This window comes from Corynebacterium sp. p3-SID1194, from assembly GCF_025144155.1.
Taxonomy (GTDB): domain Bacteria; phylum Actinomycetota; class Actinomycetes; order Mycobacteriales; family Mycobacteriaceae; genus Corynebacterium.
The window spans coordinates 182,121-208,425 of record NZ_JALXWY010000003.1 but is presented as its reverse complement, the minus strand read 5'-3'; the positions used below and the strand labels follow the sequence as shown (position 1 = coordinate 208,425).

Annotated in this window: 28 protein-coding genes; 15 read left to right on the top strand and 13 right to left on the bottom strand. The window is 61.3% G+C overall.

Annotated features, from left to right (window positions below):
- Positions 1–46 precede the first annotated feature (46 nt).
- From M3G19_RS04290 to M3G19_RS04245, 10 genes are all read left to right on the top strand, one after another.
- Positions 47–391: a hypothetical protein gene (locus M3G19_RS04290; RefSeq protein WP_259900776.1), complete on the top strand. Its 345-nt coding sequence runs from the start codon at positions 47–49 to the stop codon at positions 389–391.
- Positions 388–1,053 (top strand): nicotinate-nucleotide adenylyltransferase, encoded by a 666-nt coding sequence (nadD, locus tag M3G19_RS04285; RefSeq protein WP_259900774.1) that lies wholly within the window; start codon positions 388–390, stop codon positions 1,051–1,053. The genes M3G19_RS04290 and nadD overlap by 4 nt, the downstream gene beginning before the upstream one ends.
- A 58-nt stretch (positions 1,054–1,111) precedes the next feature.
- Positions 1,112–1,582, top strand: a complete 471-nt coding sequence (rsfS, locus tag M3G19_RS04280) for a ribosome silencing factor (RefSeq protein ID WP_210572480.1) — start codon at positions 1,112–1,114, stop codon at positions 1,580–1,582.
- A gap of 6 nt (positions 1,583–1,588) precedes the next feature.
- Positions 1,589–2,227: a histidine phosphatase family protein gene (locus M3G19_RS04275; protein ID WP_259900765.1), complete on the top strand. Its 639-nt coding sequence runs from the start codon at positions 1,589–1,591 to the stop codon at positions 2,225–2,227.
- Entirely contained in the window at positions 2,227–3,006 is a 780-nt protein-coding gene (locus M3G19_RS04270; protein WP_259900763.1) for a DegV family protein, read from the top strand. The genes M3G19_RS04275 and M3G19_RS04270 overlap by 1 nt, the downstream gene beginning before the upstream one ends.
- 97 nt (positions 3,007–3,103) lie before the next feature.
- Entirely contained in the window at positions 3,104–3,709 is a 606-nt protein-coding gene (locus M3G19_RS04265) for a ComEA family DNA-binding protein (RefSeq protein WP_259900761.1), read from the top strand.
- The gene (locus M3G19_RS04260; protein ID WP_259900759.1) at positions 3,709–5,307 is read left to right on the top strand and encodes a ComEC/Rec2 family competence protein; all 1,599 of its coding nucleotides are present in this window, start codon (positions 3,709–3,711) and stop codon (positions 5,305–5,307) included. The genes M3G19_RS04265 and M3G19_RS04260 overlap by 1 nt, the downstream gene beginning before the upstream one ends.
- Positions 5,267–6,202 carry a DNA polymerase III subunit delta gene (gene holA / locus M3G19_RS04255; protein WP_259900757.1) on the top strand — a complete coding sequence of 312 codons (936 nt, stop codon included), beginning with the start codon at positions 5,267–5,269 and terminating at the stop codon, positions 6,200–6,202. The genes M3G19_RS04260 and holA overlap by 41 nt, the downstream gene beginning before the upstream one ends.
- A gap of 65 nt (positions 6,203–6,267) precedes the next feature.
- Entirely contained in the window at positions 6,268–6,600 is a 333-nt protein-coding gene (locus M3G19_RS04250) for an ankyrin repeat domain-containing protein (protein WP_259900865.1), read from the top strand.
- A complete protein-coding gene (locus tag M3G19_RS04245) occupies positions 6,597–7,244 on the top strand; it encodes a LysE family translocator (protein ID WP_259900756.1) in 648 nt (215 codons plus the stop codon). The genes M3G19_RS04250 and M3G19_RS04245 overlap by 4 nt, the downstream gene beginning before the upstream one ends.
- Here M3G19_RS04245 and M3G19_RS04240 read toward each other — a convergent pair.
- From M3G19_RS04240 to M3G19_RS04225, 4 genes are all read right to left on the bottom strand, one after another.
- Positions 7,241–8,062 (bottom strand): PHB depolymerase family esterase, encoded by an 822-nt coding sequence (locus M3G19_RS04240; protein WP_259900754.1) that lies wholly within the window; start codon positions 8,060–8,062, stop codon positions 7,241–7,243. The genes M3G19_RS04245 and M3G19_RS04240 overlap by 4 nt on opposite strands.
- 93 nt (positions 8,063–8,155) lie before the next feature.
- Positions 8,156–8,419: a 30S ribosomal protein S20 gene (rpsT, locus tag M3G19_RS04235; RefSeq protein WP_259900745.1), complete on the bottom strand. Its 264-nt coding sequence runs from the start codon at positions 8,417–8,419 to the stop codon at positions 8,156–8,158.
- Positions 8,420–8,582: 163 nt separating this feature from the next.
- Complete coding sequence (locus M3G19_RS04230) at positions 8,583–9,068, bottom strand: type II toxin-antitoxin system PemK/MazF family toxin (protein WP_210572494.1); 486 nt, start codon at positions 9,066–9,068, stop codon at positions 8,583–8,585.
- 32 nt (positions 9,069–9,100) lie between these two features.
- Entirely contained in the window at positions 9,101–9,793 is a 693-nt protein-coding gene (locus tag M3G19_RS04225) for a hypothetical protein (RefSeq protein ID WP_259900734.1), read from the bottom strand.
- 94 nt (positions 9,794–9,887) lie between these two features.
- On the opposite strand from M3G19_RS04225, the gene lepA reads away from it, so the two are divergent.
- From lepA to M3G19_RS04205, 4 genes are all read left to right on the top strand, one after another.
- Positions 9,888–11,738, top strand: a complete 1,851-nt coding sequence (gene lepA / locus M3G19_RS04220) for a translation elongation factor 4 (protein ID WP_259900733.1) — start codon at positions 9,888–9,890, stop codon at positions 11,736–11,738.
- On the top strand, positions 11,738–12,283 hold the full coding sequence (gene thpR, locus M3G19_RS04215) for an RNA 2',3'-cyclic phosphodiesterase (protein ID WP_259900728.1): 546 nt from the start codon (positions 11,738–11,740) through the stop codon (positions 12,281–12,283). Before lepA ends, thpR begins: the two co-directional genes overlap by 1 nt.
- An 81-nt stretch (positions 12,284–12,364) precedes the next feature.
- Positions 12,365–13,555 (top strand): ATP-binding protein, encoded by a 1,191-nt coding sequence (locus tag M3G19_RS04210; RefSeq protein WP_259900723.1) that lies wholly within the window; start codon positions 12,365–12,367, stop codon positions 13,553–13,555.
- Positions 13,556–13,574: 19 nt separating this feature from the next.
- A complete protein-coding gene (locus M3G19_RS04205) occupies positions 13,575–14,780 on the top strand; it encodes an alpha/beta fold hydrolase (protein ID WP_259900721.1) in 1,206 nt (401 codons plus the stop codon).
- On the opposite strand, the gene M3G19_RS04200 is transcribed toward M3G19_RS04205, so the two are convergent.
- The 8 genes from M3G19_RS04200 to brnQ all read right to left on the bottom strand — a co-directional run bounded on the left by M3G19_RS04200 (position 14,754) and on the right by brnQ (position 23,525).
- The gene (locus M3G19_RS04200; protein WP_259900720.1) at positions 14,754–15,641 is read right to left on the bottom strand and encodes a ribokinase; all 888 of its coding nucleotides are present in this window, start codon (positions 15,639–15,641) and stop codon (positions 14,754–14,756) included. The genes M3G19_RS04205 and M3G19_RS04200 overlap by 27 nt on opposite strands.
- Before the next feature lie 9 nt (positions 15,642–15,650).
- Positions 15,651–17,045: an ABC transporter ATP-binding protein gene (locus M3G19_RS04195; protein WP_259900718.1), complete on the bottom strand. Its 1,395-nt coding sequence runs from the start codon at positions 17,043–17,045 to the stop codon at positions 15,651–15,653.
- Positions 17,042–17,827 (bottom strand): ABC transporter permease, encoded by a 786-nt coding sequence (locus M3G19_RS04190; protein WP_259900716.1) that lies wholly within the window; start codon positions 17,825–17,827, stop codon positions 17,042–17,044. The genes M3G19_RS04195 and M3G19_RS04190 overlap by 4 nt, the downstream gene beginning before the upstream one ends.
- A complete protein-coding gene (locus M3G19_RS04185; protein ID WP_259900715.1) occupies positions 17,824–18,756 on the bottom strand; it encodes an ABC transporter permease in 933 nt (310 codons plus the stop codon). Before M3G19_RS04185 ends, M3G19_RS04190 begins: the two co-directional genes overlap by 4 nt.
- Entirely contained in the window at positions 18,753–20,231 is a 1,479-nt protein-coding gene (locus M3G19_RS04180; RefSeq protein WP_259900714.1) for an ABC transporter substrate-binding protein, read from the bottom strand. The genes M3G19_RS04185 and M3G19_RS04180 overlap by 4 nt, the downstream gene beginning before the upstream one ends.
- A 10-nt stretch (positions 20,232–20,241) precedes the next feature.
- On the bottom strand, positions 20,242–20,970 hold the full coding sequence (locus M3G19_RS04175; protein ID WP_396121743.1) for a GntR family transcriptional regulator: 729 nt from the start codon (positions 20,968–20,970) through the stop codon (positions 20,242–20,244).
- Positions 20,971–21,080: 110 nt separating this feature from the next.
- Entirely contained in the window at positions 21,081–22,058 is a 978-nt protein-coding gene (locus M3G19_RS04170) for an LLM class flavin-dependent oxidoreductase (protein ID WP_259900713.1), read from the bottom strand.
- 66 nt (positions 22,059–22,124) lie between these two features.
- Positions 22,125–23,525 (bottom strand): branched-chain amino acid transport system II carrier protein, encoded by a 1,401-nt coding sequence (gene brnQ, locus M3G19_RS04165; protein WP_259900712.1) that lies wholly within the window; start codon positions 23,523–23,525, stop codon positions 22,125–22,127.
- Between the two features lie 304 nt (positions 23,526–23,829).
- Between brnQ and M3G19_RS04160 the strand changes: the two genes are divergently transcribed.
- Entirely contained in the window at positions 23,830–25,254 is a 1,425-nt protein-coding gene (locus M3G19_RS04160) for an HNH endonuclease signature motif containing protein (RefSeq protein WP_259900708.1), read from the top strand.
- On the opposite strand, the gene M3G19_RS04155 is transcribed toward M3G19_RS04160, so the two are convergent.
- A complete protein-coding gene (locus tag M3G19_RS04155; protein WP_259900707.1) occupies positions 25,251–26,297 on the bottom strand; it encodes a phosphotransferase in 1,047 nt (348 codons plus the stop codon). The two genes, M3G19_RS04160 and M3G19_RS04155, sit on opposite strands and share 4 nt — an antisense overlap.
- Between the last annotated feature and the right edge of the window lie 8 nt (positions 26,298–26,305).

The following is a 26,305-nucleotide window of genomic DNA, read 5'->3' as shown; positions in this document are numbered from 1 at the left end:
AATGGTTGCGGCAGCAACAGTCGCACTGGCAAGTACAGTGTTAGCTGTGCCCGTGGCGCACGCCCAAATTGAGGTAGTGGATACCCCCGTCGAGGCCCCCGCTAAAGACGCTCCGCCCGCTGTGATGATCAACGGCGAGCTGCACGTGCTTGTGGGTGGTCAGTACCGCAAGGTCGACCCCGACCCCTCGCGCGAACCCGACCGTGGTCTGGCGCATCCGAAGGATAATGAGCAGCCGGAGGATAAGCAGCAGCCAAACGTGGCAAAGTGGCTCGTTCCGCTGTTGGTGACAGGCGGTGTCATCGCCGGTCTGGCTGGCCTGATCCGGAAGCTCTACCCGTCTGGTCGTCTGATCCTTTACTACCTGCCGGGCAAATCCATCTCGCTATGACAGGACCGAGCGCAGCGGAGGCATTTCCCACCGAGGGAAAGCCGGAAGAAGCTGGCGCGGCGCCGCGCCGCATCGGCATCATGGGCGGAACTTTCGACCCGATCCACAACGGCCACCTCGTCGCGGCGAGTGAAGTCGCAGACATTTTCGATCTGGAAGAGGTCGTGTTCGTTCCCACGGGCGAGCCGTGGCAAAAAGCCGATCGAAAAGTCTCGGACGCGGAAGACCGCTACTTGATGACGGTGATTGCCACCGCTTCTAACCCCCGCTTCCACGTCTCCCGGGTGGATATCGACCGCGGTGGACCCACCTACACGGTGGACACTTTGAAAGACATGGCGGCGCTCTACCCGAACGACGAACTGTTCTTCATTACCGGCGCCGACGCTTTGGCATCGATCATGTCGTGGCGCGACTGGGAGAAGATGTTCGACCTCGCTGAATTCATCGGTGTGACCCGTCCGGGCTACGAACTCACGGAAGACATGCTCCCGGAGGTTCACCGCGGACAAACCCACCTGATCAAGATTCCGGCGATGGCGATCTCCTCGACAGACTGCCGCGAGCGTGCCTCGCAGGGGAGGCCGGTGTGGTACTTGGTGCCGGACGGGGTGGTGCAGTACATCGCCAAGAACGAGATGTACGCCAACTGGCCAGACTGACACCGACGTGGGACAATGCGTAGGTTGAAAGAGAACTGACTCAAGAAGGATTGCTCGTTTGACTGCTTCTGACACCGCCCGCGAATTGGCCGTCGCCGCCGCGAAAGCCGCCGACGAGAAACTTGGACGCGATATCGCTGTCATCGATGTCACGGATGTCATGGCGATCACGGATATCTTCGTGGTCATTTCTGCTGATAGTGAGCGCCAAGTCGCAGCCATCGTCGACGAAGTCGAGGATGCGCTGACAAAGGCTGGGGCGGAGCCGAAGCGCCGCGAGGGCAACCGTGAGTTCCGTTGGGTCCTGCTGGATTACGGCATGCTCGTCGTGCACGTGCAGCGCGATGCGGAACGTGAGTTCTACGGCTTGGACCGCCTGTACGCCGATTGCCCGCTCATCGAGGTCGAGGGGATCGAGCCGCCGGCGCGGCCGGGCCAGTTCGCGGACGGTGCGGGCGTGCGCGAGCTCGAGGACATCGAGGATCTGCCTCTCGCCGGCGAGGGCCCGAGCAACGACGACGATATGTAGGCGCTCATGAGCCGACGTTTGATCATGATGCGGCACGGCCAGACCACGTATAACGCTGGTCGCCGCATGCAGGGACAGCTGGACACGCAGCTTTCCGACGCCGGGTTGGCGCAAGCCCACGCCGCTGCCGAATGGGTCAAGGGCATGGGCATCGTGAAGATCGTTTCGTCTGACCTGTCCCGCGCGAGCGCCACCGCCGAAATCATCGGTGAAAAACTCGGCCTGGAGGTCGAGCTGGATCCACGCTTGCGTGAAACACACCTTGGCGACTGGCAGGGAATGACGCACGAGGAAGTCGACGGCGCATACGTGGGCGCCCGCGCAGCGTGGAGGCACGACCCGGCGTGGACGCCTCCGGGAGGCGAATCGAGGCTGGACGTGGCGGAAAGGGCGAGGCCGGTCGTCGATAAGCTCCTGCAATGGGAAGGTTGGGACGATGCCGCCGTGCTGCTCGTCGCGCACGGCGGAACGATCTCGGCGTTGACGTCGAAACTGCTCGATCTCGAGCACGCCCAGTATCCGCTGCTCAAAAGCCTGGATAACACGAACACGTCGCAACTTTATGCACGCCCGCGGATGGGCGGCGACGGCTCCTGGGACGACGTGCAGTGGTACCTCGAGGCGTGGAATCAGGGGGCCTGCTGATGGCGGTGCGCGTTGTCGTCGACTCTTCGGCGGGGATCCCGGCAGAGCTCGCGGACGAGCTCGACATCACTGTCCTCGACCTGCATGTGATGGAAAACGAAGAGACCTCCACTTCCGGGCTCACCGCCCTCGAACTCGCCGCGGCGTATGCCCGACAGTTGGAGCGCGGCGGCGACGACGGAATCGTGGCATTGCACTTGTCGAAGCGCCTGTCGTCGACGTGGTCTGCGGGGGTCAGCGCGTCCGCGGTCTTCGACGATGCCGTGCGTGTCGTGGACACCGATTCTGCGGGCATGGCCGTTGGCGCGGCAGCGATCGTCGCGGCCTCCTTCGCGCGCGCCGGTGCCGACCTCGACGGGTGCGCGGCCGCCGCGGAAGGTGCCCTCGCCTTGTCCGAAACATGGCTTTACCTGCGCCAACTCGACGATATGCGCAAATCTGGGCGTCTGTCCGCGACCACCGCGATGCTGTCTGCCGCGCTTTTGGCCACGAAGCCGATCCTGCGCGTCAATGACGGCAAACTCGAACTCGCGATCAAGACCCGCACCCAATCGAAGGCTTTCGCGAAGCTCGTCGCCCACGTCGTCAACCGCGCCGACGGCTCGCCCGTCTTCGCGGCAGTGCAATACAGCGCCGACGACGACAGTGCGGTCACGCTCGCGGAAATGCTGGAAGAAGCGCTTGTCAACGGCTCGTCCGTCCACCTTTTCCCCCTCACCGACGCCGTGGCTGCCCACACCGGTGAAGGAGCGATCGGGCTGTCCGTCTTCTATCCCTAAGACGAATTCCACAGTTCGGTGACGCGTCAACGCGGTTATCCACAGGAAAAATCCCGGACGCTTTCTGAGGTCGCCGCCGCGCTTTAGCGTGAGCGGCATGAACGTATCTGAACGCCTCGCTGAACTTACACGCCCGACCGGCGAGGAAGACCTCCTCGCGGTGTCGTACCCAAAGCCGCGGGTCGCCGTTCCGCCGAAACAAGCGGCCGCGGCAGTCGGCGCTGTCCTGCTGCTCGTCGCCGGGTGGTTCGTCCTCCGCGATGACGAGCCTGATATCGAGGCGCCCCCAGATCTACCTCCCGCGAATGTGGTCGTCTCTGTCGTCGGCGCAGTCGCGGAACCCGGTCTTGTCACCCTTGATGAAGGCTCGCGCGTAGCTGACGCACTTGAGCAGGCTCAACCGCTGCCTGAGGCGGAATTGCTCAGCCTCAATCTTGCCCAGCTCCTCGCTGACGGCCAGCAGATCGTCGTTCCTGTGCACGGTGATGCTCCTGCCGCTGAAGAAGCCGGTTCAGGCCTCTCCCTGAACACTGCCTCGGCGCAAGACCTCACCGAATTGCCGGGAGTGGGGGAGGCGACAGCCGCTGCGATCGTCGCACACCGCGAATCCATCGGATCGTTTACGAGCGTCGAACAGCTCCTCGATGTCAAGGGCATCGGTCCCGCTAAGTTCGAGGCCATCAAAGACCTGGTCAGCCTCTGATGAGTGAACTTCGGCTCGTGCCTCCCGCGCTCGCGGTGTGGGCAGCAGCATTGGCCGTCATTGTCGCCGGGCCGGTGTGGGCATTAGCAATAGTGACGGTGATTTCGGTTTGCTGCATCCTGCTTCGCGAGCCTGGGCAAGCGATTCTGTGCGGCGGTCTCGGTGCCTGCTCCGCCGCCATCGCGTGGGCGCGGTGCGTGTCGGCCCGCACGAGTGAATTCGGGGAGACCATCACCGGTACCGTCAGCGGGGCACCGAAGCAGCTCGACTCGGGCAATTGGCTCGTGAATGTCAATGTGGACGGCTACCCGGTGCCGCTTCCCGTCTTCGTGGACGACCTCGAGGGCAGCCTTCCCGCGGGAACGGCAGTCGAAGTATCGGGCAGCATCGGTGAATCCACACGACCCGGTATCGGCGCGGTGACCGTGAGCGGTGACGTGGACGTTCTCGGGCCGCCGACCGGATTCGCCGCTTTCGCCGCCCGTGTGCGCGGGACATTCGCGTCCGCGGTTGAAGAGATAGTGGGGGAGCACGTTCGTGGTCTCATTCCCGGGATGGTGCTCGGCGACGTCTCGATGCAAAGTCCCGAGGAGAAGCAGGCCTATATCGACACCGGTTTAAGCCACCTGAGCGCAGTCAGCGGCGCGAATTGCATGTACGTCGCCACTGCGGCGCTGCTCGTGGCAGGGCTGTGCCGGCTCGGGCTGCGCGGGCAGACAATCGCGGCGGGAATCGCACTGCTCGTCTACGCGGGGCTCGTTGGGCCCGAACCGAGCGTGCTGCGCGCGACGGTTACGGGGTTGGTCGGCTTTATCGCCATCATTTCCTCCACACGCGCAGAGCCGATCCACGTGCTCAGTCTGTCCATCATCGGTCTCGTGCTCGTGGACTCCGATTTGGCGGTCAACTACGCTTTTGCGCTTTCCACCGCAGCGACTGCGGGAATCGTGGCGATTTCACCGCTGATCTATCGTGCGCTCGCACCTTTAGGGTGGCCGGACATCCTCGGGAAAGCACTCTCGGTCGCCATTGCCGCGGACCTGGCTACCGCGCCCATCATCGCGGGAATGGCGGGGCGAGTCTCCCTCGTGGCTGTCATCGCCAATGTGCTCGTCAGTCCGGTCGTCGGAGCAGTGACTGTACTCGGCATGGCCGCAGCGATTCTCGCGCAATTCCACCACATTCTCGCCGCGCCGCTGCTCTGGGTCATCCAACCGCTGGTCGGGTGGATCCGCACGGTGGCCGACACCGGGGCGCGCCTGCCCGCCACCACGATCGAGGCGGAACCACTGCAGGCGATCGTCGTCTACGGGTGGATTCTCGCCGGGTTCATCGCGTCTCGCCCCCGGCTCACGGTCGCGGTCGTCGCAGTCGTTGTTCTTCTCGGCGTGGGGATGGGGGAGCAGGTGGACGTCGATAAGCGAAAGCCCTTTGTCGTAGAACGCGATACGGATATTGGGGCAGTACCGCCTGGGACCACAGTCATCATCGTGCGGGAAGGACATAGGGACCGGCCCACGCTCACCCCCGACGGCATTCCCGTGATCTATCCGTACAATGACCAGCATGATCAACCCGGTCCACCTCGTCGTCGGTGAAGACGAATTCCTCGCCGAGCGCGCCACGAAGAGCATCATCGACGAAGTCGGCCCCGGCGCGGAAGTATCCACCCTCCGCGCAGGCGACGTGACGGCATCGGAGCTTGCTCAGGCGACCAGTCCGTCGCTGTTCGCCGAAGAACGCGTCGTTGTGGTCACCAACACCGAACTGGCCGGCAAGGAACCGACCGAATTGCTGCTGCAGGCCGCCGTCGACCCCGCGCCGGGCATGACGCTGGTGATCGTGCACAGCGGCAAAGGGCGCAATAAGTCCTATGTCGCCAAATTCCGCAAAGCCGCCGACGTGCACGAGGTGAATCCTCCGAATCAGCGCGAACGGCAGAGTTGGGTCACCGCCGAATTTCGGCGGCATGGCGTACGTCCTACGCCCGACGTGATCGGGGCGCTGCTCGAATCGGTCGGGTCGGACCTGCGCGAGCTGGCCTCCGCGATCGAGCAGCTCGTCGCCGACACTGAAGGCGAAATCACCGTCGCGAGTGTCCGCGCCTACTACACCGGTGTCGCGGAAGTCTCCGGCTTCGATATCGCTGACCAGGCAGTCGCAGGCCGCACTGATCGAGCCCTTGCCAGCACGCGCAGAGCATTGCAGCTCGGCATCAGCCCGGTCGCGATCGCGGCTGCGCTCGCGAACAAGGTCGGCGACATCGCGAAGCTGTACCAGACCCGCGGCAACCCCGAACAGATCGCGCGGACGGTAGGGATGCACCCGTTTGTCGCGAAGAAAACAATGCAGGTCGCGCGCAACTGGTCCGGCCATGCCGTCAGCGAGGCTGTGATCATCGTCGCGGACCTCGATGCCGCGGTGAAAGGGCAGGGCGGGGACCCCGAATTCGCCGTCGAGGACGCTGTTCGGCGCATCGCCCAGTTGGCGTGATAGTGTGCCTCACCGTGACTGAGATTCCCGCAGACGTGCAAGAATTCGCCACGCGTCTCTTCGATATGGCGCGCGGCGGCGACACCACCTTGCTGGACTACGTCGACCAAGGCGTCGCCGTGGACATGACCAACCAGGACGGCAACTCTTTCCTCATGCTCGCGTCGTATGCGGGCCACGTCGAGCTCGTGAAAGGCCTCATCGAGCGCGGCGCCGACGTGAACAAGCTCAACGACCGCGGCCAGGCACCGCTCGCCGGCGTCGTGTTCAAAAAAGAAGACGCGCTTATCGACGTCCTCTTGGACGCCGGTGCCGACCCCACCGCCGGAACCCCCGACGCTATCTCGACCGCGAAGATGTTTGAACGCGACGACCTCGTGGAGAAGATGAGCAAGTGAATCCCGCGGACCTCGCGGCGATCGTCCTGGTGAATCTGGCAGGTGCGGCCACGCCAGGTCCGGATATCGTCTTGCTCACGCGCTTTGCCACGCGGTCGCGCCGCCATGCGCTCGCAGCGACGCTCGGCATCTACCTCGGCGCGTTTTTCTGGATCACCATGACTGTCCTGGGCGCGGCTGCCCTCTTGACTGCCTTTCCATGGCTGCTCGAGCTCATCCAGGTCGCCGGCGGCGCCTGGATCATTTTCATGGGCTACACCACGGCCCGACAGGGATTCAAGGACCGGGAAAATCCGCCGGCCGATCTCGACGATGCAGCTTCGCGCCTCGGCACCATGCGCGAGAGCTTCTTCAAAGGCTTGACGACGAATCTCTCCAACCCCAAGATCGTCCTTTTCCTCGTCGCGCTCGTCGCACCACTTTTGCCGCCGAGTCCGGGCATGGGGACAGCCGCCATAGTGATCGTCTCGCTCTGGTTCCCCGCGCTTTTGCTGTTCATCGGGTTCAGCCTCCTGGTGTCCACCGAACGCGTGCGCCGGAGGCTATTTCGAGCCGGACCCTACATCGATATGGGAGCCGGCGGGTTCTTCATCCTTGCCGGAACAGTCCTGTTCGTCCGCGGCATCGTCGGACTGGGATCCTAGTCCAGGAAGAAACGAACCACGCGACCGGTGGCATCCGGGAACCACGTGTGCCCGCCGCCCTTGACCGTGTGCAACTCCGTGCGGGCAGCGTCGCCGTTGCGCTTCGAAAAGGACGCGTACACGTCCGGGACGGCGCGGTACGGGGTGCCGTTGCGGGAGCCGCCGTTGTAGTGCACGACGTCGTCGTTATCCGCGTGCATGAGCAGAGTCTTCACCTTGCCCGGCGCACAATTTGTCACCGTCTGTTCGTAATACGCCCCAGCAACACCGGCGACACCGGCCACGAGATCCGGGGCGTGGCAGGCAAGGGCGAGTGCCATGCCGCCGCCATTGGACAGCCCCGCTGCATACACGCGCTTCTTGTCGATCTTGTGCATAGACCCGAGGTTCCCGATCACCGCGCGAATAAAGCGGATATCGGAGTTCATCGACGTTTTCGCGTACGGTGCTCCTCCCCAGGAATTATTCATTCCCTGCGGGTACACGACAATGGCACGACCAGCCGCAGCGTGCTCCAGCCGCTGGTACGAACGCGTGCGGCCAGCGGTGTGATGCACCCCGCCGAAACCAATGATGACGGGGTACGACTGGAACGGGTTATACCCGCGCGGCAGGACCACCGTGTACGGGCGGACCATGCCGTCGACGTTGACGAAACGGAAACCAATGCCGGACTCGACCAGCGACGTCGCCATGCCAGAGGCCTGGCTCGAACCGCTCGAGTAGGCAGAGATCGAAGAAGTCTGTGCTTGCGCCGGTGCGGCGAAGAAAAGTGCGGCAGCAAATGCAGCGCACACACCGCGGCGGAGTTTTTTCATGAGGGGGATATTACGGCGAAGAACTTAACATGTCACTTCGGTTCCCGGAACGAAAAACTCCGCCCACCGAAACGGTGAGCGGAGGGCTGGATTCTAGCCGAGCTTGTTCAGGGCGCGAGCCATGTTGGACTTCTTGTTGGCCGCGCTGTTGCGGTGGAAGACACCCTTGGTGACTGCCTTGTCCAGCTTGCGGGATGCGACGCGCAGCTGCTCCTCAGCTGCGGTCTTGTCGCCGCCCTCGACGATCTCGTTGAACTTGCGGATCTCGGTGCGAACTGCGGAGCGGATGCCCTTGTTGCGGACGCGACGCTTCTCGTTGGTCAGGACGCGCTTCTTCTGCTGCTTGATATTAGCCATGATGTACCTCTTGACAGTCTTCAGATGTGAAATGAACGTGCATTCGGAACGTGCAGCGCCACAGCTTGTGAGCGACCGCGAACCCAAGGTCCTGTCCGCGGTGTGCGGCGCGCCGAATAACGTTTAAACCCTAGCAATCAATGGGGGCTGGCCCAAAATCGCCTTAGACCCAGTCGAAGTGCTTCCGCAGGTGGTCGGCGATGTGCTCGAAGAGGCGGGCAGGAAAAAGCGCGCCGCGGCGTCGCAGATCTGTCTCTGCGACGAAGAGAGTCTTGTCCATGCGGACCCAGCAGGGTTCGCCGGTGGGTTTCCACGCGCCGGAGCCGATCGCTACCCAATTCTTTTCGTCTGCGTGATTTTCATTAGCTGAGATCAGCAGCCCCAACACCTCATGCCGGTCGCGGCCCACGATAAGCATTGCCCGCTCCTTCAAAGGGGTGCTGGGCACGTTGAACCACACCACTTCGCCGGGTTCGGCTTGGCCGTCCATGTCGGGGGCGTAGAAAATATTGCGCGAAATTTCTTTGGTGGGAATCACGCGGGCACGAGCGGCGCGACGGCGCTCACTGGTGGGGGAATTGCCCATGCGCTCGTTGAGGATCTGCAGCCCTTGATCCAGCGCGGTCGGCTTGTGCCGCAGGAATCTCATGGTCCTGAGCTTACGCGACGTCGATAAGCAAATTAAAGCTCGAGGCGCTCAATGCTTGCCCGCAAATCTGTGAGCGCTTTGGGCTGATCCGTATTGCGCGCAAAACGTGTTTGGGCGAGCGCGTGCTGGGTCAGCGACCGCCAGTGGTCGGCGCTCAACGGCAAATTATTCGCCTGGCAGTAGTTATAGAGGCCGATGCACTGATCGAGCACATCATTCTCCTCGGCAGTCATGGCGAGCCGGTCGACGATGAAGACCGGCAGGGCCGTCGCAGGATCCCCGCCGAATTTCTGGACCAACCGCTGCTGGGGCGGAAGCTGCCGTTTCTGCGCAGAACTATAGATCGCTTGCTGGCCGAGTGCGACGAGCGCGAAAATGACCGATGCCGCACCGAAACCGATGCCCGTGGCGATGACCCCCGGGCCGGACATGGCTATGCCGATCGGCGTCACAACCAGTGCGACGACGAAGCAGATCCCGGCCAGCAGGAACCGGCTGGTGGCCATGACCGATCTTTTCCGTGTCGGGGCCGCTGGCGCTGAAGGTTCGATGAAGTGCATGAACTCGTCGTAGGTGCGGAAGGTGTGCGCATTCGTGCCGTTCAGCAGCTGAGACAGACTCTGGGGTAGCACGAAGCGGCTGTAATCCTTCGGGAATAATTCCGCCGATGCACTCCATTCGCGGCGCATCGGCTGCGCGCCGAGCCAAGGATTGTTGTCAGTCACACGGGTCTCCTTTCTGCTCGCATACTTTAGCGCGTAATGGCGATTGCCCTTCGTTCTTCAGCGCACGGTATGGTGACCTTAGTTTTGAGGAGGGATGGCGATGGCACACAAGAATTTCGCGTTGACGACGTTCACGGATCCGGCGCAGATCCGCAATTTCTGCATCATCGCGCACATCGATCACGGCAAGTCCACCCTCGCGGACCGAATCCTGCAGCTGTCCAACGTTGTGGAGGCGCGCGAGATGCGCGACCAGTACCTGGACAACATGGATATCGAGCGCGAGCGCGGCATCACGATCAAGGCGCAGAATGTGCGCTTGCCGTGGACCACAAAGGACGGGCAGCAGACGATCCTGCAGATGATCGATACGCCCGGCCACGTGGACTTCTCGTACGAGGTGTCGCGTTCGCTGGACGCGTGCGAGGGCGCGATTTTGCTTGTCGACGCTGCGCAGGGCATCGAAGCCCAGACCCTCGCCAACCTCTACATGGCGATGGAAAATGACCTCGAGATCATCCCGGTGCTGAACAAGATCGACCTGCCCGCCGCCGATCCAGAGAAATACGCCGCAGAGATCGCCCACATCATCGGCTGCGAGCCGGAGGACGTCCTGCGCGTCTCCGGAAAAACAGGCGAGGGAGTTCCGGAACTGCTCGACAAGGTCGTCGAGCTTGTCCCGCCGCCGACACCTCTCGCCGCAGAAGGCGTCGATGCTCCCGCGCGCGCTCTGGTCTTCGACTCCGTCTACGACACCTTCCGCGGTGTGGTCACCTACATCCGCATGATCGACGGAAAGCTGGAATCCGGCCAGAAGGTGACCATGATGAACACCGGCGTCACCCACGACATCCTCGAAATCGGCATTGTCTCCCCGACGATGCAGAAGGCAAAAGGTCTCGGCCCCGGCGAGGTCGGCTACCTTATCACTGGCGTGAAGGATGTCCGCGAGACCCGTGTCGGCGATACCGTCACCTGGGCAAATCAGGGTGCCGATGAGCCGCTCGAAGGCTTCGAGGACGTCAAACCAATGGTCTACTCGGGCCTGTTCCCCGTCTCCCAGGAGGACTTCCCGACGTTGCGCGAGAGCTTGGAAAAGCTTCAGCTTAACGACGCCTCGCTCACCTGGGAGCCCGAGACCTCCGTCGCCCTCGGCTTCGGTTTCCGCTGCGGCTTCTTGGGCCTGCTCCACATGGAGATCACCCGCGACCGCCTGGAACGCGAATTCGACCTCGATCTGATTTCCACCGCGCCGTCCGTCACCTATCGTGTCGTCGCTGAAGACGGAACCGAATCCTTGGTGCACAACCCCTCCGACTGGCCCGGCGGAAAGCTCCAGGAGGTCTTCGAGCCGATCGTCAACATGACGCTCATCGTTCCGCAGGAATTTGTCGGCACCACGATGGAGCTGTGCCAGTCCAAGCGCGGCCAGATGAAGAATATGGAGTACCTCTCCGAGGAGCGCGTCGAGCTGCGCTACATCATGCCGCTCGGTGAGATCATCTTTGACTTCTTCGACATGCTCAAATCCCGCACCAAGGGCTATGCCTCCCTCAACTACGAAGAAGCCGGCGAGCAGCCAGCCGACCTGGTCAAGGTCGACATTCTCCTGCAGGGAGAGCCCGTCGACGCATTCTCGGCCATCGTCCACCGCGATTCCGCTCAGTGGTACGGCAACAAGATGACCAAGAAGCTCAAAGAGCTCATTCCGCGTCAGCAATTCGAGGTGCCCGTCCAGGCGGCGATCGGCTCCAAGATCATCGCCCGCGAGAATATCCGCGCCCTGCGCAAGGACGTCCTGTCCAAGTGCTACGGCGGCGATATCTCCCGTAAGCGCAAGCTGTTGGAGAAGCAGAAGGCCGGTAAGAAGCGCATGAAGTCCATCGGCTCCGTTACAGTCCCGCAGGAGGCATTCGTCGCGGCGCTGTCCACCGACGAGGAATAATGATCCGGGTCTTCGCGGCGCTGTTCCCATCCGACGAGGCGAAAGAACACCTTGTCACGGCGCTGCGCCCGATCCGCGATTTCTCCCGCCAGGAGATCCGCTGGACGGACCCAGATAATTGGCATCTCACCCTCGCCTTCTACGGCGACCAGCCGAACGATGCTGCTGCGATCCGCGCTCACCTCGCACAGATCTCCGCGTTCCACTCGCCGCTGAACCTGCACCTCGCCGGCGCCGGCGCATTCGAGAACCGCACCCTATGGACCGGCGTCGGCGGCGACACCGACAACCTCAAGACCCTGATGGCGGAAAGCGCCGACCCGGTCCAGGACGTCCGCCCCCGCCAGCGCGCCCACCTCACCATCGGCCGCACTGACCGCCGCTCCCGCGACCCGTACGCGATCCCCGATATCGTCCGCGCCTTGTCCGTCTACCGCGGCCCCGACTTCACCGCCGACAAGATCTGCCTCGTTGAATCCCACCTTGGGGAAGGGCGCAGCGGCGGTTCCCGCTACGACATCCTCGAAGAATTCACACTCCGCTAGACAACGCAGAGCTTGCAAGTTTTTCAGGTATACCTTGAAAACTTTCCACTCTTGCAAGTTTTTCAGGTATACCTGAAAAATATGAGAGCTTTTCCGCGAGACAACTATCTCGACTTCCTGCGTCGCGTCACCGACCGCGATCTCGTGCGGATCATTACCGGGGTGCGCCGATGCGGAAAGAGCACCCTGCTCGAGCTCTACCGTGAAGATCTCGTTCGCGGGGGAGTGGACCCCCAACAAATTCTCACCATCAATTTCGAAGATGCCGCAAACGACAAACTGCGCGATCCAGAGAATTTCCTGGGGTATGTGCTCGAGCAGCACGAGTCGAAGGGGGTGCAGTATCTCCACGTCGACGAAGTTCAAGAATTGGACGATTGGTCACGAGTGATCAATTCCCTGCGCGTGAATCCCGGCATGGAAATCTGCGTCACCGGGTCGAATGCCACCATGTTTTCGGGAGAGTCACTGACTTATCTCGCCGGCCGCTATATCGAGCTCCACATGCTGCCGCTCTCCCTCGCGGAGTTCCGCAGGTTCAGGAAAGACAGTGAGAGCATCGAAAAATCCTACCGCGAATGGATGCGCATCGGCGGTTTTCCGGCGGCAGTTCTCGCTTGGGATCCGGACATCACGGATCAGATCAACTCGGGTCTTTTCGACTCGATTTTCACCCGTGACATCGCTACCCGTGGCCAAATCCGTGACACTGAAGTCTTCCTTCGCGTCGCGCGTTTCATATTCGACAACACAGGCTCGCCGCTTTCGACGAACCGGATTAGCAACCACTTGAAGAGCCAGGGCTATTCTTCTTCGCCCGAATCAGTCGACCGCTACCTCGCATTGATGGAGGATGCCCACCTCATCTACCGCTGCCCCCGGTTCGACACGCAGGGAAAACAATGGTTGAAGACAAACGGAAAATACTATTTCGTCGACCCGGGGCTGCGCACCGCTTTGCTCGGTTCGAGGGATGTCGACAGGGGCCACGATCTGGAAAACATGGTCTATCTCGAGCTGCGCAGACGTCGCTACAAAGTCGCGACAGGACATCTGCGCACTGCCGAGATCGACTTCGTGGCCACGCGTGGAAATGACACCAAAAATATCCAGGTCGCACTCTCAACCGAAGACCCGTCCACCCTCGAGCGTGAATTGCGTCCCTTGAACGGAAACGGCTATCTCATCACCGCTGACCGTATTCCACCGAACACGGGCAACGTCAGGTGGATTGACGCATTTGAATTTCTGGATGGAAAAGCTCTGGATTAATCCCGCCTATACTCAAAGCGTGTTTTCCACGATCATCCCTCCGAAAGCGTCCACCCGAATTCACGAGCTTGACGTGCCGTGGGATAGATCGAAGCCGGAACTCGGCACCTTCACCCTGTTCGCACGGGAACTCTATACAGATCCTGGTCTTCCGCCGCTCCTCTTTCTTCAGGGCGGGCCAGGCAACCCGGCCCCGCGTGTGATGCAGGGGTGGATTCCGGAGGCACTGAAGCACTACCGGGTCTTTCTTCTCGACGAACGCGGCACCGGCCGCTCCGGCAAGATCGACAAGGGAACCCCGCACCTCATCCGCCCGGAGATCCTGTCCAAACTGCGCTGCCCGGACGTGGTCGCAGATGCAGAAGACCTGCGCCGGCACCTCGGGTTCGAGAAATGGGATGTCCTCGGAAACTCTTTCGGCGCCCTCTGTGTGGGCGCCTATTTGTCCTTTGCACCGGAAGGACTCGGAAGAGCATTTCTCACCGGTGCTTTGCCCCACATCGGCTGGACCCCGGATGAGTACAACGAGATCACGCTGGATCTCGTCGATAAGCGCTGCCAGAGCTTCTACGATGCCGTTCCTTATGCCGAAGAGAACGTCCGAAAAGTGTGCGCGCACCTGCAAGAAACAGACGAATTCTTGCCGACGGGGGAGAGGCTCTCCGCCAACCGTTTCCGTTTCATCGGGGTGGCGCTGGGCGCAGAATTCGGCTTCAGCATGCTGGCCAACCTGCTCGAATCGCCCTTCTACGAGCACGAGAAACGACTCCGGAAGGATTTTCTCGCCCAGGTCAGCAGCTTCATCAGCACGGAGGTGAACCCGCTGTGGCCGGTCGTCCACCAGACCCTCATCGGTTCCTCGGACGCGGTGGGGCAATCACGCCTCGCAGCAGACCCCACCTCGGCTGAGCCCTACTATTTGCTCGGCAACCATTTCTTCGCGCACCATTTCGAAGAAGATCCCGCGCTAACACCGTTTAGAGCCGCGGTCGAGGAGATGGAAACATACGACTGGCCCCCTCTTTTCGACGAAGCCCAGCTCGCCAAAAACGAGGTTCCCGCCACCGTCGCCCTCTTTGAAAAAGATATGTTCGTTCCGATCGACCTGGCACAACAGGCAGCCTTCGCGATCGGCAATCTCACCGTCTGGACCCACCCGGAGTGGGACCACGACGCCATCTACGTGCATGGAGACGAACTATTCCGCGCCGTTATCGGCGCTTAGCTGGGAATAATCCGGGTACGACGGCTGTGCGCCGGGGCGGGTCACGGAGAACGCACCGACGCGCGCAGCGAATGTCGCCGCCTCGATGAGCGAGTCTCCTGCGAGCAATCGGTGGCACAGCGCGCCGGTGAACGCGTCGCCCGCGCCGACAGAATCGACCGAGACCACTGAAGGCGAGGGAATATGGACGATTCCAGTGCTGTCCCCGACCAGCGCCCCGTCCGCGCCCAACGTGACGACGACAGAAGGAAATTCGCGCAACAGCTCTTCCGCGCAGGCTTCAGGAGAAGACTTCTTACCGAGCACCAGCTGCGCTTCGTGCTCGTTCACGATCAGCGGATCAGCGCGCTTCAAAGCATTCCGGTCCACATCGATCACCGGCGCCAGATTCACTACGACGCGCCCTTTAGCCAGCTCGACCGCCCGCGCAAAACCGTCTGCAGGAATCTCGCCCTGCAACAAGACCAGGTCCGCGCCCGCAACCAACGCAGCATGCTTATCGACGACACCTGCCCCCACATCACCGTTCGCCCCCGGCACCACCATGACGGTATTTTCTCCGTCCGCTGCCACCGTGATGATCGCCAGACCAGTCGGCTTCGGGGAAATCTCGACGGCATTAAGGTCCACGCCGGCGTCAATAAGCAAATTAGTCGCGTCTTTTGCATGCGCATCTTCACCAACTGCTCCCACGAGGAAAACCTCGGATCCGAGGCGCGCCGCCGCGACTGCCTGGTTCGCGCCCTTGCCTCCGGGCGTGATTCTGCCGCCTGTGCCCAACAGGGTTTCGCCGGGGAGAGGATGCCTCGCCACATTGATGGTCAGGTCTGCGTTGATGGAGCCGACAACGACGATGCTCATGTCCTCAGCCTACGGAATCGCGGACAGGAGGGACTGTGTGTATTCGTGCTGCGGGTTCGCCCACACCTCTTCGGTGGGGCCCGTCTCGACGATCTTGCCGCGGTACAGCACCGCGATCGTCGGGCAGACTTGCCTCACCACAGACAGGTCGTGGGAAACGAAAATGAGTGTGACGTTGTCGTGGACCACCAAGTCGTCGATCAGCTCGAGCACCTGCGCGCGCACCGACACATCGAGCGCACTCACCGGCTCATCCGCGATGAGGATCTCCGGGTGCGGGGCCGCCGCACGCGCGATGGAGATCCTTTGCCGCTGCCCGCCCGAAAACTGGTGTGGGAACCTCGAACCCATTCCTTCCAGACCGACCTGGGTGAGCACGCTTTCCGCCCGCGCCTCGTCTGAGCCGGCCTCCCTGATGGAATCACGTACTTTTCGCCGCGGGTTGAGCGATGAGTACGGGTCCTGGAAGACCATTTGCAGACCGCCGTCGACGCGCACCGACCCAGAATCCGGCACGCTCAGCCCGGAAATGACGCGCAACAGCGACGTCTTTCCCGATCCCGAGCCACCGACAATGCCGATCCTCTCACCTTTGTGCACCGTCAGATTCACGTTGTCCAGCGCCAATGTGTTTCCGCGGCGCCACGTGACGTCCTTCAGCTCGACGACTGGATCGCCAGTCGTGCGCAGCTGCGCCGGTGCACCCGGCTTCGATGCCTCCACCAACTGAGCCGTGTAATCGACCTGGGGATCGTCGAGATCCGCATCGGCATCCACGATCTGTCCGCCCTTGAGCACGATCACGCGGTCAGTCATCTTCCGGATCACGGCGAGGTCGTGCGTGATGAACAACAGCGCCATTCCGCGCTCCCGGACGAGGGAGTCGAGCACATCGAGAATCTGCTGTTGCACCTCCACGTCCAGGGCGGTCGTCGGCTCGTCGCAGATGAGCAGATCAGGATCGCCTGCGATGGCCAAGGCGATCAAGACCCTCTGCCTCTGCCCGCCAGACAGTTCGTGCGGGTAACTCGACGTGCGCTCCACGCCCACTTCCCGCAGGAGCTCCCGGGCCTTCTCCAACGAGCAGGCCTCTGCGACTTGGCGCTCCACCGTCATCAGCGGGTCCAGCGCTGTCATCGGTTCCTGGAAGATCATTGACACTTTCTTGCCGCGCAGCTTTCTTTTCACGCGTGGCAAAGACTTGATCATGTCGGTGCCATCGAGAGTGACGGTTCCACGGGGAGTGAGCTTTTCGTCGAGAAGCCCCATGATGGTCAGCGCGGTCATGGATTTGCCGGAACCGGATTCCCCGATCAGCCCCAGCCTCTCGCCACGAGAAATATCGAAAGAGATGCCCTCCAGGATCCCGTCGATCGTCAGATCCTCAATGTGCACCAGGGTCATCGTGACCTCCTATCAGCCACAGCATCTCCCAGCAGGTTGAAGCCCAGAACAGTCGCCGCGATCGCCAGGCCCGGCCACAGCGCCAGGTGCGGAGCAGTCGACAGATACGCCTGCGACGACTGCAGCATCCTGCCCCACGACGCATACGGCGCAGGAGTGCCGAGCCCGAGGAAAGACAGCCCCGCCTCCGCCAGGATTGCCAGAGCCAGTGCCACCGACACCTGCACTGCCAATGTCGAGGTGATATTCGGCAACACATGCCGCCACGCGATCAAAAACCCGGGGACTTTAGAGACCCGCGCCGAGAGCACATAGTCCTGCGCCATCACCTGCAAAGCCCCAACGCGCGACACCCGCGCAAACCCCGGAATCCCGGCGATGCCGATCGCTAGCACCACGATCCACATCGAGCCGCCGAACACAGCAGTGAACACGATCGCCAACAAGAGCGCTGGAAACGCCAGCAGCAGATCGTTCGTCCGCATGATGAGCCCGTCCGTCCAGCCGCGCTTCATGCCGGCGACGACTCCGAGCGGAACACCGATGAGAGCCGACAGCAGCACCGACGCAACAGCCACAGTCAGCGTTGTCCGCGCGCCGTCCATGACGCGGCTGAGCACGTCGCGCCCGTACTGATCCGTGCCCATCAGGTGAGTGAGCGACGAACCTTGCAGGCTCTCGTCCGGCACCGCATGCACCGGGTCGAAAGGCGTCCACACCATCGCCACCACTGCGAACGCCACCGCGATTCCCACGAGCACCAGGCCGATTATCTTTCTCATACCTGCCTCCTCAAACGTGGGTCGATGAAGCGGTACAGCACATCGACAATCAGCGTCACCGCGAGCGTGAACACCACGAGCAGCATCATCAGGGTCTGCACCGTGGTCAGATCACGGGTCGCCACCGCATCCAGCAGCATTGAGCCGATTCCCGGCAGAGCGAACACCTTCTCGATCACCACCGCGCCCACGATCAGCGTGGTGAATTGCAAACCAGTCACGGTCAACACAGGGAGGAATGCATTCCTGAGCGCGTGCCGGTACAGGGCCTGCCTCGTCGATAAGCCCACTGCCCTCGCTGTGCGCACGTAGTCCTTGTCCAGTTCTTCGTTGACTGCGCTGCGCACATACCGCGTCAAAATGGCGGCCTGCACCAAACTCAGCGCGATCACCGGCAACACCAGGTGCGCCAAGAAATCCCAGAATCCCGCATTCGGCGGCACCCACCCATTGGCGGGCAACCAGCCTAACCACACGGAAAAGACCGCCACCGTCAAAATGCCGACCAAGAAACTCGGAACAGCGATCCCCACCTGTGTCAGCGCAGACACGATCGCCGTGTCCCACTTTCCGCGGCGCCGGACCAGATACGTTCCCAAAGGAACCGCGATCGCCATCGACAGGATCATCGCACTCACCGTCAGGATCAGGGAGACCTGCATCCTGTCGAGCACCAGGGGAGTGATGTCCTGCTTGCTCGTCAACGAGGTGCCGAAATTGCCAGTCACCATGCCGCCGATCCAATTGAAATACTGCTGGACCAGAGGTTTATCCGTGCCCAGTTGGTTCGCGAGCTTCGCCACATCCTCGTCGGAGGCGGTCACGCCGAGCGCGATCCGCGCCGGGTCGCCGGGAACAGCCCTCAGCAAGAGAAAGATGATCACGCTCGCCGCGAAGAGCATCGAGAAGAACCGCACCACAGATCTCATTGCTTGGTCACCTCCGACAGGTCGATCCCGTCAGTGACCACCGTCGGATCAACGCCTTCCACGCCAGGGGCGGTGACGACAATATTGGGCAAATTCGCCAACGTGACAGCGCCCGCGTCTTCCATGATCGAATCGACGGCATCCTTCATATACTCGATATTTTCTTCAGGAGTTCCCGCGTCGGCGAGAGCAAAGGAATCCCGCACAGCTTCAGAATCAAACCCGAGGTAATAATCGGGGGAGAACAGCTGCGGCATATCACGCGGCTCCACATGAGCAATCAACGACGACTGGTAGTCCGCCTGCTGGAGGACCTGGTTCAGCCACACCGCCGGAAATTCCACGGTCTTCAGCTTCACGTCGAAGCCGACGTCTTTCAGCTGGGAGAAGATCAACTCCGCCGCATCTTGGGCGTACGGAAGTGACGGCACCGTGATCACCACTTCTGGCGATTTTCCGTGCAGCAATTCCCTGGCCTTGGCGGGGTCGAATGGAAAATAGTCTTTCCCGGTGAACCACGGATCACTCGGGGACACAGGGGCGCCGCCGGTGTCTTTCGCCATGCCTTTCCACACGACGTCGTTAAGCGCGTCTCTGTCGATCGCGTAGGCCACCGCTTTCCGCACGTCCGGGTCGTCGAAGGGAGCGCGCCGGTTGTTCAAACTGAGCAGCACCTCGCCGTTCGTCGTTCCGACCTCGACGCCGAAAGAGTTTGGAAGCGTCTCCAGCAATTCCGGCGCTTGCAGCCCCCACAGCACATCGACATCGCCGACGCGCAGAGCATTCACCGACGACACAGCATCCGAGAAATACCGGATAGCGGCATCCTGGCGCGCCGGCTCACCCCAGTAATCCTCCCGGGCATCAAAAGAAATGGACTCGCCGAGCGCGAAGCTGTCCACCACGTACGGTCCGGTCCCCACGGGATCGGTTGCTAGCTTATCGACGCCCCCAGGGGCCATCATCGCCCCCGTCAATGTCCCCATCGACCACAACCAACTATTAGACGGAGCCTCCAATGTCACCTTCAATGTCAGTGGATCCACCACCTCGACGTCTTTGACCGGATCCATCTGTTTAGCGAGTCCATTCGTCCATTCCTCGCGCACATAATTGATGGAAAAGGCAGCCGTGTCGGCGGAGAATTTCTCGCCATTTGAAAAAGTCACGCCGTCTTTGAGGTGAAAGACGTATTCCGTCCTGTCCTCGTTGACATCCCAGCTCTCGGCGAGGAGGGGTTGGGGCTGGCCGGTGTCGTCGATAAGCACGAGCGTCTCGTAGACGTTGTTCATGAGCGCCTGCGGGATCGCGGCACCGCCCGTGGTGGTGAAGTCGAGCGAAGCGGGCGGCGATGTCGTGCCCACGACTACACTGTCCGGTTCGATGCGGCCGACATTCGACGCTGTGCTGCCCGCGGAACATGCGGACAGCAATCCGACCGACAGCACCGCCACTGCGGCACCCAATGCTCTCATGGGCAAAAGGCTATTCTTGCGCTGCGGCGATCTCAAACTTCACCGGTATGGACGCGCCCCTCACACTGCTCAGCTCGGCCTTGACCATGTCGCCCCGATAGAGATTCTCCGCGTACTCGACGGGTTCACCCTGGGACGTGAAAGCCCGCATTTCGAGCCGCCACACCGGGTCGCCCTCGGAAATGTCCAAAAGCTCTGCCTGGCGAGCTGTTGCCGTAGACGCCTCTGCTGTGCGGGAAGCGTTGTCAATGACCACGCCTTCGTCGAAAAGCTGCTGGTGCACCGGCTGCTCGCCCGGAACTAGCGCGAGGAAGCGCTCTCCGAACTTGAGTGGGAACACGAGCCTTTCCAGCAGGACCGGGGTCTCATTCGCCGTGCGGATGCGGACAATCTCCACTACCGGGTCATTGACCTGAAGGTTGAGCGCCTCCGCGACATTCTGGGACGCGGACTCGCGCGCGACCCGGAGGATCCGCTCGCCCGCTTCCTGCTGTGCCTCCGCGAAAAGGGAGGAGGCGGAGATCAGCGCGTCGAAGCTGTTGGACTGCGGGGCTTTCAGAACGAGCGAACGCCGCCCGCGCCCGGAAGAAATCAGACCGTCGCCGCGGAGCGCTGCGACCGCTTGGCGGACGGGGCCGCGTGACGTATCGAATTTCTCGCACAGCTCGGCTTCGGAAGGGAGAGGGTCGCCCGGGGCGAGCGTGCCGTCGTGGATCAGGCCACGGAGGTAGTTCGCGATCTCCTGATGTTGTTGGCGGGCTATGGCAGTTCTCCTGTCAAGTTTTCACTGGATAATGCGTACAATACAGCGCTTGAGGCGGAAACCAACATTTATATGCATAGCCTCGTCTACATAAATGTGGAGAAGATCTCCATCGAATGCAGCACTTCCTCATGCGTCGGAGACTGGAAAGAAATCATCAATTCATCGGCCTTCGCGTGCTCCGCAAAACCTTCCAGATACTCCGCCACCTGCTCGCCCGTGCCTTGTGCAGTGTAGCGCAACATGCCGACGATCTGGTGGCCCTGCGGAGAATTCATCACCGCGTCCAACTGTTCCTCGGTCAATGACCGCCCCTGGCGGCCGAGGAACGCCTTCACGCGCTTCCGGCGCACGAGTTCTGTCTGCCGCGCCGCATCCTGTTCGCTCTCCGATGCAGTGACGTTCACCGCCGCGATGACGAACGGTTCTTCACAGTGCTCAGAAGGCTGGAAATTCTCGCGGTAGTACGTCGTCGCCTCTTCCAAGTGCGTCGGCGCGAAATGGGACGCGAAGGAATAGGGAAGACCCAGCTTTGCAGCCAGCGTCGCTCCGAACATGGACGAGCCGAGAATATACAGAGGCACATTCGTGCCCGCCCCTGGTACGGCGGTCACGCCTGGCACGACGGAATCCCCGGCGAGATAGCCTTGCAACTCCAGCACGTCATTCGGGAAATTCTCCGCGGACATCGGGTCGCGGCGAAGAGCACGACCAAGCGTATTTTGGTCCGTTCCTGGTGCGCGGCCCAGCCCGAGATCGATCCGGTCCGGATACAGCTCGGCCAATGTGCCGAACTGCTCCGCGATCACATACGGCGCATGGTTGGGAAGCATGACGCCGCCAGCGCCGAGACGAATCTTCTCGGTTTTGGCGGCGATATGCGCGATGAGAACCGCCGGCGACGACGACGCGATCGACGGCATGTTGTGGTGCTCGGAGTACCAGATCCGGCCATATCCCAGCTTTTCTGCCGTCTGTGCCAATTCCACGGAACGCTCCATGGACTGGCTAGGGGTCTCGTCGTCTCGGACAGTGCAGAAATCCAGCAGGGATAGGGGAGTCATGGTCGTCCTTCCAGTCGGGGCAATGTACACCCCTTGCAACAAAGTGGAAGGACGCTTTATTTCTGGTTAGGTGAGGTTGGCTTCAGCTTCTTCGAGAGTCTCGCCCTCCACAGTGCGTTGCGTGCCGATCTCCAGCGGGGCGTGCGGCTTGGCAAGGTCGATGACGACACCGATTGCGAATGCCACTGCTGTCGGCAGCAGCCAGCCGAGATCGAAGCCCTGCATCGGTGACCACGCGACCAGCGGCGTCAGTGCGTCCGCAGCCCACCCGAGGCTGATGAAGGTGGAGATCAGCGACCAGATGACGGCGACCCAGATCGGCAAGAAGAAGCCCCAGCGCAGGCGTGTGCGGCGGCGGAACAGCGGCTCGATGAGGGTAACGAAGATCAGGGCGATCGCCGGCGGGTACAGGAAACCAATGACCGGACCAGCGATGGCGATCACGAAGTCCAGGCCCTGCGTCGCCATGATCGCGGAGGCAACGGCGAAAACGATGGCCCACGTGCGGTACGAGCCAGTGAACTGCTGGGAGAAGTACTCCGCGGTGGATGTGATCAGACCGATCGCGGTGGTCAAGCAAGCGAGAACGACGATCAGCGCGAAGATGGTCTGGCCGGGGCGGCCCATGAGCTGCAGGGCTGCGTCGGCAAGCAAAGGTGCCCCCGAGTCGTACTGCGTCGCTTCAGGCATGGCGCGGCCAATCAGACCGAGGCCGAGGTAGATCAGTGCGAGCAAGATACTCGCACCGAGGCCAGCGAGGATGGTGCTGCGAACCAGGGGCTTACCTTCGGCGAATCCCTTATTGCGCAGGGATGCGATGACGACGATGGAGAATGCCAGTGCGGCGATCGAATCCATGGTGAGGTAACCCTCGAGGACGCCTGCCGGGTATGCGCTGGAGGCGTAATCCTCACTCGGGGTGTAGTGCTGGTTCGTCATCGTGAACAGCGCCATGCCGATCATGACGACCAGGAGTATCACCAACGCTGGCGTGAGGAATTTGCCCAGCGTGTCGGTGATGCGCGTCGGATTCCAGGAAAGGGCGAGGGCGATGCCGAAGAACACGATATTGAAGACTGCCGCGGTCAGTGTGTTGTCCCAACCGAACACCGGCGTGATGGCGACCTCGAAGGACACGGCACCTGTACGCGGAAGAGCGTAGAACGCGCCGATCGAGAGGTACGCGAGAACGGGAAACACCACGCCGAACAGGGAGCCTGCGCGCTGCGCAAGGTCGCGCACATTCGAGCCGGACAGTGCGATCGCGACCACGGCGAGCACGGGCAGCAACGCACCCGTGGTGAGGAAGCCGAGGATCGCCGGCCAGAAGTTTTCACCCGCCTGTACCGCGAGCATGGGCGGGAAGATGAGGTTTCCGGCGCCGAAGAACATCGAGAAGAGTGCGAGCACTGTGATCACGATCGCGCTGGTCTGCGTCTTGTTGCCGCTAGACACCGCAGTAGACATTGGGCCTCCCTAGGAAAATGAACTAATCGTAGGGGTCACCCTATCATCTCATGCTGCGGAACAGGGTTCCATTGCGTGAAAAAATTGCTTATCGACGTCCCGTCCATGTTCGAAATTCCTCCTTCCCAATTCCGATGCGACCTGCATTTTGTGGATGAGAATTCGAACAGAATAGCGAATCTGTGGATAACTATGAGCGCTTTCAAGGAGGTGTGTCTGGTGCGTTTGCAATACTGTTCGCACAGATGTTTCAAATGCGTCTGAAAGCGATCCATAACGATCCCGATGAGATAAGGAGCAGACCATGAGCGCCCAAGTCGAAGCGCCCGGGCATTCTCCGCCGCCCGGTGCGTTCTTCGCTAGCGAGAATCCCGATGACCCAGACAGCACCGCAGGCATCTATCTGCGGCGCGCACAGCACGCCATCTTCGGCCGATATGCACAAAACGACGAATTCCTTGGTTCCCACGATGCGGACGCGGAAGTCACTGCCGTGAGCATCAGCACCGGGTTGACTCCCTCTTATGTGAAGGAGGGAATGTTCGCCTACATGACTCTCCAGCAGCTGCCCCGCCTGCGCGCCCTTCAAGATGAGGAGCAGCGCTTGGACATCAAGCGGTTGTGCGCCATCGAAAAAGCAGTGAACCGGCTGGGCAATGATGCCGCTGCCGAGGACTACGAACAGATCGACGATCTCCTCGTCGGCCTGTTCACGCCCGATACCCCGAACCAGCAGCTGCCGACGCCGTATATGGTCACCCGTCAGCTCAACCTGCTGATGGCCACCCTGGATTGCTCCGTGGCCTTTGACGCAGAGAAAAAGAAGAAGCGCGGGGAGACGCCCCCTGGCTTCGGCCAGCTCGATTTCCATCCCGATCCCTCGGGAGTCGGACTGTCTGGTCTGACCTTTTCCGCGGACAACGCGACGATGGCCGCAGCCCAGTCCTCGATCAGGGCGACCGCACGTAAGCACGGTCTCTCCGATTCTGACGCGACCCTCAAGCTCCTCACGGGCCGCGTCGCCGCTGAGCTGCCCGCCACCATCTTCGCCTACGCGCCGAAGAAACCGGATGGCAGCGTGGACACCACCAAGCCCGTGTTCATTCCCGGTTTCGGGTGGTCGGGCGCCGTCGGCACCGAAATGTTCCACTCGTTCAATATCAGCGTGATCGACCTTGAAGGGGCTGCGGTTCACACCGTTGCCGGCTACGTCGCACCCGAGAAAGTCAAAGCTTTTGTTCGCGGCCGCGACGGAACCTGTATCTACCCGGGGTGCAGCCGCGATGCCTGGTCGTGCCAGCTCGACCACCGGATTCCGTACGACGAAGGAGGTCAGACGAACGCAGATAATCTCTACTGCCTCTGCCAGCATCACCACAATATGAAGACTGACCGTCTGGCGTTCTACGTCCCGGATCCGGTCACAGGTGAGGTCGTGTGGCTCTTCGCGGATGGAACGTACGCCCGAGTGGAACCGGAAAGCGTGCTCGAAAGCCAGATCACCCCGACGAATCCGAAGTGGTCGCGTTCGCTCAACGACGTCAGACGGCTCAAGCGCGAAAACGCGAGGTTCTTCGCGCAGTGCCACAAGGTCCTGGATGATTTCGAGAAGGACTTCGAATACGAAGCGTGCCTCGAAAAACTCCTGGAATTGGAGGAGAAGTACGGACTGCGCTTCCCCTTCCACCCAGAGCCCATGCCCACCTACGAGCCGCCGCCGGAGGATTAGGACAGTTCGCGGATCGCGCGCAACGGGATCTCGACCCAGTCGGGCCGGTTGTTGGATTCGTAGACGACTTCGTACGCAGCTTTGTCAGCGATGTACGCATCGAGGATCGGGTTCGGCTCGATTTCGTACCCAGCGAGCAGCTTATCGACGTCAGCCTGACCCCCCATTGCATGCACGTATCCGAAACTTCGCACCATTCCGGCGACATCCCGCAAAGGATGATCCGGAAGCCGTCTTTGTTCAAGGGGGCGGGCGGGTTCGCCCTCAAAATCAATCAAATACCAGCGATCAGAAAGGAGAGTCTGACCTAGGTGAAGATCACCGTGGATGCGCTGAATCTCCACGTGATCATCCGGCACCCGTGAGTAAATTTCCCGCAAATTGTCCTCGAAAGGATAGAGAGCATCAGTTTGAGTGAGAATCTCGTCGAGATGCGCGTTGAGTGAATCGCGGATCTGGGAGCCAGAGACTGATTCCGTGCCAAAAGCGTCCGAAAGTGCTTCGTGCACGGTCCGGATGGCGGCGCCGAGTTCATGCTCGCTTTCCAGACCTGGGTCGAGCGCGAGTTGGAAACCGTCGCGGCCGTCGGTGATGAACTGTTGCATCATCGCCAGGGTTTGGCCATCGCGGGTGAGGTGGCCGCGAACGCCGGCGACGTACGGGCAGTCGGAAATTTCGCTCAAAAGCTCGACGTCGGGGTTCAATCCAGTTTCGAGCTTGCGGAATACCTTCAGGATCCACTTCTCATCCACGATAAGGGAGGTATTCGACTGATCAGCTCGAAGTGGGTGAGCGGTCTTTCCCGACATGTCCCCGGAAATTTCACCGAAATTGGGGAGGTGGTCCACGTACGTTTGGGCGCCCTCAGCGGTGTCGAGGATGTCCTCGTCGTCAGAGATGAGGACCTGATAATGGTCGATTTTGCCGTGGTCGACTTCGAGAATCTGCCATGCATAATCTTGGGCGGGGATCTCGGCGATGACTTTTTGGTTCAGAATCTCTTCTGATTTCGCGCCGTAAAAACGAGTCTTTTTCAGGTCCATGATCTGTG